Origin of the sequence: Minwuia sp., assembly GCF_048007105.1 — a bacterium.
Classification (GTDB): domain Bacteria; phylum Pseudomonadota; class Alphaproteobacteria; order Minwuiales; family Minwuiaceae; genus Minwuia.
This window is the reverse complement of the sequence record NZ_CP180352.1, coordinates 3,320,446-3,334,537: the sequence shown is the minus strand read 5'-3', so window position 1 is coordinate 3,334,537 and position 14,092 is coordinate 3,320,446. Positions and strand designations below refer to the sequence as shown.

The following is a 14,092-nucleotide window of genomic DNA, read 5'->3' as shown; positions in this document are numbered from 1 at the left end:
ATCCCGCACGCTACGCAATCCGTGCCGGGGCGGATCATACATGGTGCAGACCAAGCCTGCGGCAATCCGCAATCCCCGACCTTATCATATGAGTTCGGGCTGGCCATCCGTGGCGCACTTGTCCCTTGCATGCGTCTGACGCTGCACTAGAACACGCCCATCGAACCAACCGGGACAGGACCGATGACGCTGCAGATCTACAACACGTTGACCCGCCGAAAGGAGGCCTTCGAACCGGCCGATCCGGACAGGGTGACGATGTATGTCTGCGGGCCGACGGTCTACAACCACCCGCATATCGGCAACGCCCGTCCCGCCGTCATCTTCGACGTCATGCACCGGCTGCTGAAGCGGCTCTATCCGAACGTGATCTATGCCAGCAACATCACCGACGTCGAGGACAAGATCATCGCCGCGGCGAAGGCCGAGGGCGTCCCGATCGACGTCATCACCAACCGTTATGCGGACATCTACCGCGAGGATGTGCGGGCGCTGGGCGTGATCGATCCCGATCTGATCCCGAGGGTCACCGAGACGATCCCGGAGATCGTCGACATGATCGGGCGGCTGATCGAGGCCGGCAACGCCTACGAGGCCGAGGGGCATGTGCTGTTCAACGTGCCCTCCGACGGCAATTACGGGGCGCTCTCCAACCGCAGCCGCGACGAGATGATCGCCGGCGCGCGCGTCGATGTGGCGCCCTACAAGAAGGACCCGGCGGACTTCGTGCTCTGGAAGCCGTCCGACGACACCATGCCTGGCTGGGACAGCCCGTGGGGCAGGGGGCGGCCCGGCTGGCATATCGAATGCTCGGCCATGGTCGAGAAGCATCTCGGTGAGACCATCGACATCCATGGCGGTGGGCAGGACCTGATCTTCCCGCACCACGAGAACGAGCTGGCGCAGTCGACCTGCGCTCATGGCGGCAAACCCTTCGCGCGCTACTGGATGCACAACGGCATGCTGCGGGTCGAAGGCCAGAAGATGTCCAAGTCGGTCGGCAATGTGTTGCTGATCCACGACCTGCTGGAACACGAGCCGGCGGAAGCCGTGCGCCTGCTTCTGCTGACGGGCCATTACCGGCATCCGCTGGACTTCTCCGAGGCCGGGCTGGAACAGGCGAAGAAGAACCTCGACCGCATCTACGGCCTGCTGGAAGCGGATACGGGCATTGCGGATGACGATCACCCCGATGTCGCGGCCGTCCGGGCGGCGCTGATGGACGATCTCAACACGCCCAAGGCGCTGGCCGAGATCTTCCGCATCGCCAAGGATGTCGATCAGGGCGAGACCGATCCGTCGGTGCTGAAGGCCGCATGCTGGTATCTCGGCGTCGGCCAGCAGGACCCGGCGGCCTGGCTGCAGACGGCGGGCGGGTCGGCCGAGATCGATCCGGACGTTGTCGAGGAACTGATCCAGGACCGTCAGTTCGCGCGCAAGCGGAAGGACTTCGCCGAGGCCGACCGGATCCGGGATGAACTGACCGCGATGGGCGTCGTTCTGGAAGACGGACCCGGCGGGACCACCTGGCGCGCCGCCTGACGCAGCGTCAGCGCCCGATTGCACCCGGTGGTCCGCGTCCCTAGGCTCTGAAGTCTCTCGGGAGGAGCAATGCATCATGCCGGATACGGGTGGACAGAATCTCGATCATCTTGTGCAGAACTGGTTGCAAGCCTTTGATGCAGCGCTGGAAAGCGGTTCAGGACTGGGCGACTTGTTCCTCGATGAGTGCTTCTGGCGGGACGTGCTGGCCTCGTCCTGGACGATGCAGACGATGTCAGGACAGCAGTCGATTGCCGAGGCGCTTCTCGTCGGCAACCGGATGCGAAACTTCCGCCTGGCCGACGGCCGGACCCCGCCCCGGGCGGTCGCGCGGGCGGGCGAGGACTGCATCGAGGCGCTGATCGAGTTCGACGCGGCGGCCGGACCTGGCGCCGGTGTCGTACGCCTCAAGCCCGGCCCGGACGGCGCGCCGGGCTGCTGGACGCTGCTCACCGCGCTGGACGGGCTCGAGGACCATCCCGAACGTGTCGGCCGCGACCGCCCGACCGGCCAGTCGCACTCGCGGGATTTCCGCGGACCGAACTGGCTGGACCAGCGTCAGGCGGCAATGGCCTATGAGGACCGCGATCCGGCGGTGCTGATCGTCGGCGGCGGACAGGCCGGGCTGGATATCGCGGCGCGTCTGGGCGCGCTCGGCGTCGATGCCCTGGTCGTCGACAGCCACGAACGCATCGGTGACAACTGGCGCAAGCGCTACCACGCGCTGACCCTGCACAATCAGGTGCAGGTCAATCACATGCCCTACATGCCGTTCCCGCCCGGCTGGCCGACCTACATCCCGAAGGACAAGCTGGCCAACTGGTTCGAGGCCTATGTCGATGCCATGGAGATCAACTACTGGCCGTCGACCACCTTCCACGGTGCAGAGCGCGACGTGGCGGCCGGCTGCTGGACGGCCAGGGTCGAGCGGGACGGGGCGGCGCGGACCCTGCGGCCCCGGCACATCGTCATGGCGACAGGGGTGAGCGGCATTCCGAACCGTCCGGAGATCCCGGCGCTGGCAGATTTCGAGGGTCCGGTCCTGCACTCCAGCGCCTATCAGGACGGCGAGGACTGGGCCGGCAGGAGCGCCGTCGTAATCGGTACGGGCAACAGCGGTCACGACATCTCGCATGATCTCGCTTCGAGCGGCGCTGAGGTGACGCTGGTCCAGCGCAGCCCGACGCTGATCGTGAATATCGAGCCGTCGGCGCAGCTGCCCTATGCGCTCTATGACGAAGGGCCGCCGCTCGAGGATTGCGACCTGATCGTGCTGTCGACGCCGACGGCGCTGTCGAAGCGTACGCACCGGATGCTGACGAAGAAGGCCAGGGAACTTGACCGCGAACTGCTCGATGGTCTGACCGCGAAGGGCTTCAGGCTGGACGACGGCCCGGACGGCACTGGCTGGCAGTTCAAGTATCTGACCCGGGGCGGGGGCTATTACTTCAACGTCGGCGCCTCGGACATGATCGTCCGCGACGAGATTGGCCTCGCGCAGTTCGGGGACATCGAGGGCTTCGGGCCGCGCTCGGTCCGCATCGGCGGCGAGGAGCGGGACTGTGATCTGGTGGTGCTGGCCACCGGCTACCAGCCCCAGGAAATGCTGGTCGAACGGCTCTTCGGGGCCGAGGTCACCGAGCGGGTCGGCCCGATCTGGGGCTTCGGCGATGGCGAGGAACTCAGGAACATGTATGTCCGCACGCCGCAGCCGGGCCTGTTCTTCATCGCCGGCAGCCTGGCGCAGTGCCGGATCAACTCGAAATATCTCGCGCTGCAGATCCAGGCGGTCGAGGCGGGGATGATTCCCGCCTGATCCTGCCCGCGGCTACTCTGCCGCGGCCTGAAGCTCCTCGCGCTCCGACCAGCGCCGCTTGCCCTTCTCCAGCAGCCGTGCCGAGCTTTCGTAGAGCGCCTTGGAGACATAGGGCGCGACCTCGCCGGCGCGGGTCCGGCAGATTTCCGCCTTCAGCTTCTGCGCCTCGACGACGGCCGGATCGCTGCCCGGCGCCAGCGCCAGCAGGTCGATCACGTGCAGGGCGAGCTGCGCGTCGCCGGCTTCGGCAAGCGACCGTGCCTTGGCGAGAACGGTCTGCGGATCGCCGATGGCTTCCAGCACCGCCCGCCCGGCATCGTCGGGATGCGCCGGGTGCAGGGTGGTCGGATTGCGGTCCCACCAGCCGTTCTCCTCGCGGAACATGTCGCGGACGATGTAGTCGCGCGCGCCGTAACGCTCCCGCATCCAGCTCTGGTCGAACAGGTGATCGGGGTAGTCGATGTCGTGGATGATCTCGAGATCGCTCATGCCCCGGTTCATCCGCTCGACCACCTCGCGGCGGATCCAGCGCAGCGCCTCGGCCGAGCCGAGGAGGCGGTCGGCGACGGCCTGCTCGCCCTCGATGACGCGCCCGAATTCCTGGATCAGGACCGCAGGCTTAAGCGCCGCCAGCTTCTCCAGCGTCTCGGCCCAGCGGATCGTCAGCCGCAGGGTACGAAGCGGCGTGCCGACATTCGGGATCGTCGTGCCGGGGAAAGCCGCGCCGGCGTAGAGGATCCGGTCCTCGGGCAGCCAGAGCGAAAGCACGTCATCGGTCTCGGATGGCGCGGCGATCAGTTCGATCCGCGGCGAACCGGTATCGAGCACCATGTGCTCGCGGAAGGTCACTGTCGGGTTGACGATCAGCGCCCGGGAATCGGCCATGTCGAACTGCGGGAACTGCATGGTGTTCAGCGCGTGCTGCAGCCCGCCGGTCTCGCGGTAGCGGTTGTAGCGACGGATGCAGTTTTCCTGCGCAATCAGCATCGGCGCGGCCTCGCCGCGCTCGGCCGCCGCATCGACCCACATGCGGACGCCGTCATTGTAGCCGACATGGCCGTGGCTGTAGCAGATGGCGCGGACGGGCAGGTCGCTCCATTCCCGAAGCGCCGCCATCATCTTCTTCGTCGCGCCGCGGCCCGGTCCCGAATCCACCAGCACCAGACCCTCGCGCGCCTTCACGGCCAGCGCATTGCCCTGGGCCGGCAGGATCAGGACATGGTCATTGACTTCCTTGATCCCCTCGGCGCCCGAAAGGATGTTCTTGGTCGTGGCGTCGGCATCGTCGCGCATGTTGAGTTCCTCCCCGTGATGCTGCGATTTAATTCTAATGCATTAATTTTCGCAAGCACCGAAACCCGCATGCCTGCATCGCGTTTGACCGGGGTTCGGCGCCGCGCTATCGAAGCCGCACGGAGCAATCAGGGGAGAGATGCTGTGAAAGCAATGCTGTGCAAGGCGTGGGGCGGGCCGGACGATCTGGTCTTCGAGGAAACCGACGATCCGAAGGCGGGGCCGGGCGAGGTCGTGATCGACATCCACGCCAGCGGCGTCAATTTCCCGGACATCCTGCTGATCGGCGGCAAGTACCAGTTCAAGCCGGATTTCCCCTTCTCGCCGGGCATGGAAGTGGGCGGCGTCGTCTCGGAAGTCGGCGAGGGCGTGAGCCTGTTCAAGGTCGGCGACCGGGTGATGTCGACCTGCGGCGATGGCGGTTTTGCCGAGAAGGTGGCCGCACCCGAGCGCAAGGTCTTCAAGTTGCCTGACGGCGTCAGCTTCGAACAGGCGGCCGGCTTTCCGGTCACCTATGGCACGACCTATCACGCGCTGAAGGACCGCGGCGAGCTGAAGCCCGGCGAAGTCCTGCTTGTGCACGGCGCCTCGGGGGGCGTCGGCCTGAACGCCGTCGAACTCGGCAAGCAGATGGGCGCGACGGTAATCGGCACGGTCGGGTCCGATTCCAAGATGGACATCGTCAAGGAATACGGCGCGGACCACGTCTTCAACTATTCGACCCAGTCGATCCGCGAGACGGTCAAGGAACTGACCGGCGGGCAAGGGGCGGACGTGATCTACGATCCCGTCGGCGGCGACGCCTTCGACGAGTCGCTCCGCTGCATCAACTGGGGCGGGCGGCTGCTGGTGATCGGCTTCGCCTCGGGCCGCATTCCGGAGGCCAAGGCCAATCTTGTGCTGCTGAAGCAGTGCCAGATCGTCGGCGTCTTCTGGGGTGCCTGGACCGAGCGGAACCCGGATCTGTGCCGTGAACAGTTCGACACGCTGCTCAACTGGTGCGCCGAAGGCAAGCTGCGCCCGCATATCTCGATGCGGTTCTCGCTGGAGAACTCGCCCGACGCGCTGAAGGCGCTGGCCGCGCGCAAGGCGACCGGCAAGGTGATCGTCAACATCCGCTAGGCTGCAGCCGACAGGCGCAGACGTCAAAAAAGGCCGGGAGCGATCCCGGCCTTTTCCGTTTGGGTCTGTCTCAGCCCGCCTTGGAGCGGCGACGCCACCAGCCGCGCTTGGGCGGGCCGGTGTCTTCCTCTTCCGCCTCGGCTTCGGCCGATTCAGGCTCGGATTCCTCGTCGGTTTCCTCGGCCGTTGCTTCTTCGGCTGCGCCAACGTCGTCATTGGCCGGCTCGGTTGCCGCTGACGGTTCCTCAGCAGGGTCCTCGACAGCCTCGGGCTCCGGTGTTTCGGCTTCCGCTGTGGGCTCGTCCGAAACGGCCTCGGCTTCTGCAGCAGGTTTGGCCTCGGGGGCCGCTTCCACTTCTGCCGGTCCCACAGCCTCGGCGGTCACTTCGGGCTCCGGCTTCTCTGCCTCGGCGGCCGCGGGCTGCGCCTCCGCCTCCGGCTGCCGATCGCTGTCGCTGCCATCGTCACCGCTGTCGTCGCCGGAGCCCTGCTGCGCGCCCTGATCGTTTGGCGCAGCTGCGGCGGCGGCGAAGGGGCTGGGCGGGTTCTCCGGATCGTTCTGGTCGTTGCGGCGTCCACCCCGGCGGCGGCGGCCACCACGGCGGCCCCGGCGCTTGCGCTGGTTGTCATCGCCGCTGCCGCTGTCGTCGTCATCCTCGTCATTGTCCGAGGCGTCGTCGCTCTGGTCGTTCTGCTCGTCCTGGCTTTCCGACGCATTGGCGTTGTCGTCGTTCTGACGCCCACCGCGACGCCGACGCCGGCGGCGACGGCCGCCCTGTTCGTTGTCGTCACTGTCGTCGGACTCGTCGTCCGAGCTGCTTTCCGGTTCCGGAAGGGGCTGCGGCGGCTGCGACGGCTGCCCGTCGCCGCTCCGCGCTTCCAGACGCTCGATGCGGAAGTCCGGCGCGATCAGTTCCTCGTCCGCCGCGATCTCGACGCGGAAACCGTAGCGGGCCTCGATGTCGGCCAGCACGGCGCGCTTGTGGTTGACCATGTAGATTGCGATGGCCGTCGGCATGTGCACCGCGATGGCGTCGGAACGCTCGCGGATGCCCTCTTCCTCGATCGCGCGGATGACATGCAGCGCCGCCGAATCGATCGACCGCACCTTGCCCGAGCCGCCGCAGGCGTCGCAGACATGCATGTTGATGTCCTGCACGCCCGGCCGGAGACGCTGGCGCGACATCTCGAGCAGACCGAAATGGCTGATCCGGCCGACCTGGATGCGGGCCCGGTCGACGCGCAGGCAGTCCTTCAGCTTGCGTTCGACCGACCGGTTGTTGCGCTGATCGTCCATGTCGATGAAGTCGATGACGATCAGGCCGGCAAGGTCGCGCAGGCGCAGCTGCCGTGCGACTTCCTCGGCGGCTTCCATGTTGGTCTTGAAGGCGGTTTCCTCGACCGAGCGGCCGCGTGTCGACTTGCCCGAGTTCACGTCGACCGCGACCAACGCCTCGGCGGAATCGATGACGATGTAGCCGCCGGAGGGCAGGGTGACCTCGCTGGAATACATCGTGTCGAGCTGCTGCTCGATCTGGAAGCGGTGCAGCAGCGGAATCCGGTCCTTGTAGGGCTGCACCTTCTTGGCGTGGGACGGCATGATCCGCTTCATGAAGTCCTTCGCGGTGCGGTAGCCGTCATCGCCCTCGACCAGAACCTCGTCGATGTCCTTGGAATAGAGATCGCGGATCGCCCGGGTGATCAGGGAGGCTTCCTCGTAGACCAGCGCCGGGGCGGTCGACTGCAGCGTCAGGTCCCGGATGTCGTCCCAGAGGCGGAGCAGATACTCGAAGTCCCGCTTGATCTCGGCCTTGGTCCGGGCCGCGCCCGCGGTGCGGACGATGACGCCGGTGCCCTGGGGTACGTCCAGCTCGCCGACGATCTTCTTCAGCTTGCGCCGGTCGGCAGTGTTGGAAATCTTCCGGCTGATGCCGCCGCCGCGCGCGGTGTTAGGCATCAGCACGCAGTAGCGGCCGGGGAGCGACAGGTAGGTGGTCAGCGCGGCGCCCTTGTTGCCGCGCTCCTCCTTCACGACCTGCACCAGCAGAATCTGCCGGCGCTTGATCACTTCCTGGATCTTGTAGGGGCGTGAGGTGGAGATGCGCCGCGGCGCGACCTCGTCCTCGATCTCGTCGCCGCCGACACTCTCGACGGTCATGTCCTGCTCGTCTTCCGGCGAGCCGCGCCGGGAACGGCGGTTGCGGCGGCGGTTGTTGCGACGGGGCTTTTCCTCGCCGGTCTCGCCCTCGCTCTCGTCGCCGTCGTCGATCTCGGCCTCTTCCTCCTCGGCGGCGCGCGTCACTTCCTTCTGCTGTTCGGCCAGCAGGGCTTCGCGATCGGCGATCGGGATCTGGTAGTAGTCCGGATGGATTTCGTTGAAGGCGAGGAAGCCGTGGCGGTTGCCGCCGAACTCGACGAACGCCGCCTGAAGCGAGGGTTCGACCCGGGTAACCTTGGCAAGATAGATGTTGCCCTTGAGGGGCTTGCGGCTCTCGACCTCGAAGTCGAACTCCTCGAGGCGGTTGCCCTTCATGATGACGACCCGGGTCTCTTCCTTGTGGGCCGCATCAACCAGCATACGCGTGGCCATTAGCCAGTACTCCTGGGCGGCGTGCGTTCCGGCGAGCAACGGAGCGGGCAGGCCGCCATTGTTGCGTAAGGCCCCGACGGGTGGATCGCGGTCGGTTTGAAGCCGGCGCCCTGTTTCAGGCGTCCGGTGCCGCGATGGCCGGCGTTATCGCCGGATCGATCCGGCGGAAGGCCTCATGTCCAATGTCTGATTCAATTACCCGACGGAGACCGGCCGTTTGCAAGCCGGTTCAGTCATCCCGCAGGTCAGCAATCTTGGGTCGGGAACAATCGCGCAAAGATAAACGCTGACGACGCCCTGTTCCTGTGATCTTCCTTCTGCTTCAACCCGTAACGATTGTCATCTCTTGGCCGGGAGTAACCCGAAACCGTCGCCCGCCGCACCGGATTTTTCCGCTGCCGGAGGGGCGGCAATTGAAACTCGCGACTCAAGATTAGCAAATCGGCTGTTGCAACAGCAAGCATTCAGAATGGCATGGCACCGCGCGCTGCATGCAGGGCGGAACGGATGCGCTTCCGGCCGGTCCGGAATGCGTGTCGGGTGGCCACGATCTTGCCGGAAAAGCCGCGTATAGTCCGTCCGATGATTCGCAGAATTCTCCTCATGATCGCCGTGATTCTGCTGCCGGTCGCGAGTCTGGCCGAGACCGCCATCCAGGGCGTCCGGACGGGCGAGAATGTCGGGCTGACGCGAGTTGTCGTCGATCTCGACGGCAGCCCCGACTGGAAGCTGTTCGTGCTCGACGACCCCTATCGTGTGGTTATCGACATCGAGAACGCCGCCTGGAAGCTGCAGGCGAAGCCGGACCCGGCCCGCGGCCTGATCTCGTCCCTGCGCTACGGCCGCTTCGCCGCAGACACGGGCCGGCTGGTGCTGGAAACCGAAGTCCCGGCTTTGGCGGCGCGTCAGTTCGTGCTGCCGCCGCAGGCCGGGCAGGGGTACCGTCTGGTGATCGACCTGAGGCCGGCCGACGATACCGAGTTCCGGCACGCCCGGGAGGCCGCCGTCGCGCAGCTGACGCGGCCGCCGCCGGCCGCAACTCCGGCGGTCACGACCTTTCCGGGCAACATCCCGCCCCTGCCGCCGCCGCGCCCCGGCCGTGTCTTCACCGTCGTCGTCGATCCCGGCCATGGCGGCCAGGATCCGGGTGCCCTGGGCGCCAGCCGCACGCGCGAGAAGGACGTCGTGCTTTCCGTCGGGCTGCTGCTGCGGGAGGAACTGCGCAGGACAGGCCGGTACCGCGTCGTGATGACCCGCGACCGGGACGTGTTCGTGCCGCTGCGGGAGCGCGTGCGGATCGCTCGCCGTGCGCGGGCCGATCTGTTCATTTCCCTGCATGCGGATGCGGCGCCGCGGTCCAGTGTGCACGGGGCGGGGATCTACACCCTGTCGGAGACCGCGTCGGACAAGGAAGCGGCGGCGCTGGCCCACCGCGAAAACCAGGCCGACATCATCGCAGGCGTCGATCTCAGTCAGAGCGCCGACGAGGTGACCAACCTGATCCTGATCGATCTGGTGCAGCGGGAGACGATGAACGATTCCGCCCGGTTCGCCCGCGTTGCGGTCGATGCCGTCAGCGAGACCATCGAGTTCCGGCGCAATCCCCACCGCTTCGCCGGTTTCCGCGTGCTCAGGGCGCCCGATGTGCCCTCGGTGCTCGTCGAACTGGGCTTCCTCTCCAATCCGGCAGAGGAGCAGAAGCTCCGGTCGGCGCGCTGGCGTGAGAGGGTGGCCGGGGCTTTGCGGGCGGCGGTCGACCGCTTTTTCGAGAAACGCACCTGAAACGCCCGAAAACGGGCCTTGTTGCCGCATTCCCGACAAATTGCCATTGTGATGTCCAATTCGGCCTTTATGTCAGGCTCAGGGTGCAGGCCCTTGATGGACAAGATCCCGGCAAATGGGGCGGACGGAGAGCGGACTGACATATGCGCGTATTGTTCAAGATTTTCGGGTGGCTGACGATCCTGGGGCTGATCGGCGTGATCGCCGTGGCCGGCTTCGCCTATCTGGTGTTCTGGCACTATGGCCGCGGGCTCGACGACGTCGACCGCCTGGCCGAGTACAAGCCACCGGTGGCGACTCGCGTCTATGCCGGCGACGGCAGGCTGATGGCCGAGTACGCGCTCCAGAACCGCCTCTACGTGCCGATCGAGGCGATTCCGCCGCGGGTCATCGGCGCATTCCTGGCCGCTGAGGATTCCGAATTCTACCAGCACATGGGCATCGACCCGATGGCCATCGCCCGCGCCGCGATCAACAACCTGAAGAACTACGGGACGAACCGCCGGCCGGAAGGCGCCTCCACCATCACGCAGCAGGTCGCCAAGAATTTCCTGCTGACGAACGAGGTTTCCTACGAACGCAAGATCAAGGAAGCCATCCTCGCCTTCCGCATCGAGAAGGCCTTCGACAAGGATCATATCCTCGAGCTTTACCTGAACGAGATCTACCTGGGTCAGGGCGCATACGGCGTCGCGTCGGCCGCGCTGACCTATTTCGACAAGCCACTGGATGAATTGACCGTCGATGAGGCGGCCTTCCTGGCGGCGCTGCCCAAGGCGCCGAACAACTACAACCCCTACCGCGTGCCGGAGAAGGCGAAGGCGCGCCGCGACTGGGTGGTCGACCGCATGGTGACCACGGGACGGATTTCGCCGCAGGCCGGCGAAGAGGCGCAGTCGCAGCCGTTGACGACGACGCGCCAGCGTGCCGTCGAGATGGTCCGGGCTGACTGGTTCGCGGAGGAAGTCCGCCGCGAAATCAAGGAACTCTATGGCGACAAGGGTCTCTACGAGGAGGGCTATTCGGTCCAGACGACGGTCGATCCCGAGATGCAGCGCATCGCCCAGAACCGGTTGCGCGAAGGCCTGATCCTTTATGACCGCCGCCATGGCTATCGCGGACCGGCCGGCAGTATTCCGGCCGAGGAAATGAGCAACTGGCAGCAGGCGCTCGCCGCTCTGGAACGCCCCGTCGGTGTGCTGCCGGAATGGCAGATGGGCGTCGTCCTCGAATCGGGCCGCGCGTCGGCGAATGTGGGCTTCGCCGATGACACCAGGGTTGAACTGACGCTCGATCAGCTGAAATGGGCCACCGAGGCCCTCGACGAGGGCAAGACCGGCCGTGTGCCGACGGCGGCCAGCGACGTTCTGGAAGCCGGCGATGTCGTGCTGCTGGGGCCGGACACCGAGGATCCGGATGTCTGGCAATTGCGGCAGGTACCGAAGATCGACGGCGCAGTGGTCGCGATGGACCCGCATACGGGACGCGTTCTCGCGCTGGTGGGTGGCTTTTCCAACGAACGCTCCGAGTTCAACCGCGCCACCCAGGCCGCGCGCCAGCCGGGCTCGGCCTTCAAGCCGTTCGTCTACGCCGCCGCGCTGGAAAACGGCTACACGCCGGCCAGCATCATTCTCGACGCGCCGTTCGTCATTGATCAGGGGCCGGGGCTGGGCAAGTGGAAGCCGTCCAACTACTCGAACCGCTTCTATGGCCCCAGCACACTCCGGCTCGGAATCGAGAAGTCGCGGAACCTGATGACCGTGCGGTTGGCCCAGAATATCGGCATGCCGACCGTGATCGACTATTCGCAGCGTTTCGGCATCTATGACGACATGCCGAACGCGCTGTCCTACGCCCTGGGGGCAGGCGAAACGACGTTGCTCAAGTTGACATCGGCCTATGCGATGCTGGTGAACGGCGGCAAGAAGATCCGCCCGGTCATCATCGACCGCATCCAGGACCGCAATGGCGAGACGGTGCTGCGCCATGACATCTATGGCTGCGGCGACTGCGGCGTCGGTGAATGGAACGGCGGCGCCGAACCGGTGCTGACCGACAACCGTCCCCAGGTCGTCAGCCCGGGCACGGCCTATCAGGTCGTCTCGATGCTGGAGGGCGTGGTGCAGCGCGGCACCGGGGTTCGGATCGCCGCGGTCGGCAAGCCGCTGGCCGGCAAGACCGGCACCACCAACGAAAGCCGGGATACCTGGTTCGTCGGCTTCTCGCCGGACCTCGCGGTGGGCGTCTTCGCAGGTTTCGACAACCCGGCGCCGCTGGGCGACAAGGAAACGGGCTCCAGCGTGTCTGCGCCGATCTTCCGCGACATCATGGCGGCCTATCTGAAGGACCAGCCGGCAACCCCGTTCCGCATTCCGCCGGATATCCGTCTGGTGCGCGTGGATGCGAAGACGGGCCGGCGGGCGACCAGCTACAGCGACAAGGTCATTCTGGAGGCCTTCAAGCCCGGTACCGAACCCGGCACCGGACCGGCAATCTCGCAGCAGCTTCCCGCAGGCGCCGCCAGCATCGTCCGTCACGAGGACGGTTCGATCGACCTCAATGCCGTCGACGAGCCCTCCGAAGCGGTGACGGGCGCCAGCGCCCGGACTCCGGCGCCCGGCGGCGTCACGGCGCCCGGTGCGCGCGAGCCCGGCGCCCCGGCGTCCTCGCGGGGTGTCCGCCGCGTCACCGACGGGCTCTACTGACGCGACTTTCCGCAATCGACCCGGCCCGAAACCGGACGGTGTTCACTCCCGCCGGTTCCTGGTCTATTTTCCGCCGCCGAATCCTTCGCCCAAGAAATGGAGGCCTTGTCCGCCATGCGCGCCGAGACCGAGAATCTGATCCAGGAAATCAAGCAGTCGCTGGAACTGCTGAGGAGGCGTCTTTGACTGGGATGCAGCCCTCCGCCGTCTCGATGAACTGAACGCCCTCGCCGAAGCTCCCGATCTCTGGGACGACCCGGAACGCGCACAGAAGCTGATGCGCGAACGCACGGGTCTGGAACAGTCGATCGAGACCCAGCGGTCGATGGAACAGGAACTGGACGACGCCAACGAACTCATCGCCCTGGGCGAGGAGGAAGGCGACGACGATGTGGTCAGGGAAGCCGAAGGCGGGCTCGCACGGCTGAAGGAGGCGGTCGCCAAGCGTGAACTCGAGGCGCTGCTTTCGGGCGAGGCCGACCCCAATGACAGCTATCTCGAGGTCCATGCCGGGGCCGGCGGCACCGAGAGCCAGGACTGGGCCGAGATGCTGCTCAGGATGTATGTCCGCTGGGCCGAGGCGCACCGCTACAAGGTCGAATGGATCGAGGAGAGCGCCGGCGACGAGGCCGGCATCAAGTCGGCCACGATCCGGGTGACCGGCCCCAACGCCTTCGGCTGGCTCAAGTCGGAGAGCGGCGTGCACCGGCTGGTCCGCATCTCGCCCTTCGATTCGCAGAACCGGCGGCACACCAGCTTCGCCTCGGTCGGCGCCTATCCGGTCATCGATGACGATATCGAGGTCGAGATCGAGGAGAAGGACTTGCGCGTCGACACCTACCGCGCGTCAGGCGCGGGCGGTCAGCACGTCAACCGGACCGACTCCGCCGTGCGCATCACGCATCAGCCGACCGGGATCGTGGTCCAGTGCCAGAACGACCGCAGCCAGCACAAGAATCGGGCCGCGGCGATGAGCATGCTGAAGGCGCGCCTCTACGAGCTGGAACTGCAGAAGCGGGACGCCGAGAAGCAGGCGATGCACGATGCCAAGGGCGATATCGGCTGGGGTCACCAGATCCGCTCCTACGTGCTGCATCCGTACCAGATGGTGAAGGATCTGCGCACGAACGAGGAGACGGCAGACACCCAAGGCGTGCTGAACGGCGATCTGGACCGGTTCATGGAAGCGGCGCTGGCGCACCGTGTGGGTGGCGGCGAAGAGGCCGAGGCGTAGGAACGGCG

General features: G+C 66.2%; 8 protein-coding genes. 6 read left to right on the top strand and 2 right to left on the bottom strand.

Annotation, left to right across the window (positions count from 1 at the left end):
• Window positions 1–183: 183 nt before the first annotated feature.
• Together cysS and ACMVY4_RS16115 are read left to right on the top strand one after the other, a co-directional pair.
• Window positions 184–1,542, top strand: a complete 1,359-nt coding sequence (gene cysS / locus ACMVY4_RS16120; RefSeq protein WP_416897018.1) for a cysteine--tRNA ligase — start codon at window positions 184–186, stop codon at window positions 1,540–1,542.
• 76 nt (window positions 1,543–1,618) lie between these two features.
• Window positions 1,619–3,358: a flavin-containing monooxygenase gene (locus tag ACMVY4_RS16115; protein WP_416897017.1), complete on the top strand. Its 1,740-nt coding sequence runs from the start codon at window positions 1,619–1,621 to the stop codon at window positions 3,356–3,358.
• A 12-nt stretch (window positions 3,359–3,370) separates the two neighbouring features.
• Here the strand turns inward: ACMVY4_RS16115 and ACMVY4_RS16110 are convergent, their stop codons facing one another.
• Window positions 3,371–4,651: an alkyl sulfatase dimerization domain-containing protein gene (locus ACMVY4_RS16110; RefSeq protein WP_416897016.1), complete on the bottom strand. Its 1,281-nt coding sequence runs from the start codon at window positions 4,649–4,651 to the stop codon at window positions 3,371–3,373.
• A gap of 144 nt (window positions 4,652–4,795) precedes the next feature.
• Here ACMVY4_RS16110 and ACMVY4_RS16105 point away from each other — a divergent pair, with 144 nt between their 5' ends.
• Window positions 4,796–5,773 carry an NADPH:quinone oxidoreductase family protein gene (locus tag ACMVY4_RS16105; RefSeq protein ID WP_416897015.1) on the top strand — a complete coding sequence of 326 codons (978 nt, stop codon included), beginning with the start codon at window positions 4,796–4,798 and terminating at the stop codon, window positions 5,771–5,773.
• 70 nt (window positions 5,774–5,843) lie between these two features.
• Here ACMVY4_RS16105 and ACMVY4_RS16100 read toward each other — a convergent pair whose 3' ends face one another.
• On the bottom strand, window positions 5,844–8,363 hold the full coding sequence (locus tag ACMVY4_RS16100) for an Rne/Rng family ribonuclease (RefSeq protein WP_416897014.1): 2,520 nt from the start codon (window positions 8,361–8,363) through the stop codon (window positions 5,844–5,846).
• Window positions 8,364–8,966: 603 nt separating this feature from the next.
• On the opposite strand from ACMVY4_RS16100, the gene ACMVY4_RS16095 reads away from it, so the two are divergent.
• From ACMVY4_RS16095 to prfB, 3 genes are all read left to right on the top strand, one after another.
• Complete coding sequence (locus ACMVY4_RS16095) at window positions 8,967–10,145, top strand: N-acetylmuramoyl-L-alanine amidase (RefSeq protein ID WP_416897013.1); 1,179 nt, start codon at window positions 8,967–8,969, stop codon at window positions 10,143–10,145.
• 143 nt (window positions 10,146–10,288) lie between these two features.
• On the top strand, window positions 10,289–12,850 hold the full coding sequence (locus ACMVY4_RS16090; protein ID WP_416897012.1) for a penicillin-binding protein 1A: 2,562 nt from the start codon (window positions 10,289–10,291) through the stop codon (window positions 12,848–12,850).
• Between the two features lie 114 nt (window positions 12,851–12,964).
• Window positions 12,965–14,084 (top strand): peptide chain release factor 2 gene (gene prfB, locus ACMVY4_RS16085; RefSeq protein ID WP_416897011.1). Its coding sequence is split into 2 segments (ribosomal slippage): window positions 12,965–13,033 and window positions 13,035–14,084, totalling 1,119 coding nucleotides; the frame shifts between segments, so codons are not numbered across the junction.
• The last annotated feature ends 8 nt before the right edge of the window (window positions 14,085–14,092 follow it).

Bases quoted from the DNA above. Each gene is read 5' to 3' on its own strand.
- cysS (WP_416897018.1), top strand. From the start codon at position 184: ATGACGCTGCAGATCTACAACACGTTGACCCGCCGAAAGGAGGCCTTC.
- ACMVY4_RS16115 (WP_416897017.1), top strand. From the start codon at position 1,619: ATGCCGGATACGGGTGGACAGAATCTCGATCATCTTGTGCAGAACTGG.
- ACMVY4_RS16110 (WP_416897016.1), bottom strand. From the start codon at position 4,651: ATGCGCGACGATGCCGACGCCACGACCAAGAACATCCTTTCGGGCGCC.
- ACMVY4_RS16100 (WP_416897014.1), bottom strand. From the start codon at position 8,363: ATGGCCACGCGTATGCTGGTTGATGCGGCCCACAAGGAAGAGACCCGG.
- ACMVY4_RS16095 (WP_416897013.1), top strand. From the start codon at position 8,967: ATGATCGCCGTGATTCTGCTGCCGGTCGCGAGTCTGGCCGAGACCGCC.
- ACMVY4_RS16090 (WP_416897012.1), top strand. From the start codon at position 10,289: ATGCGCGTATTGTTCAAGATTTTCGGGTGGCTGACGATCCTGGGGCTG.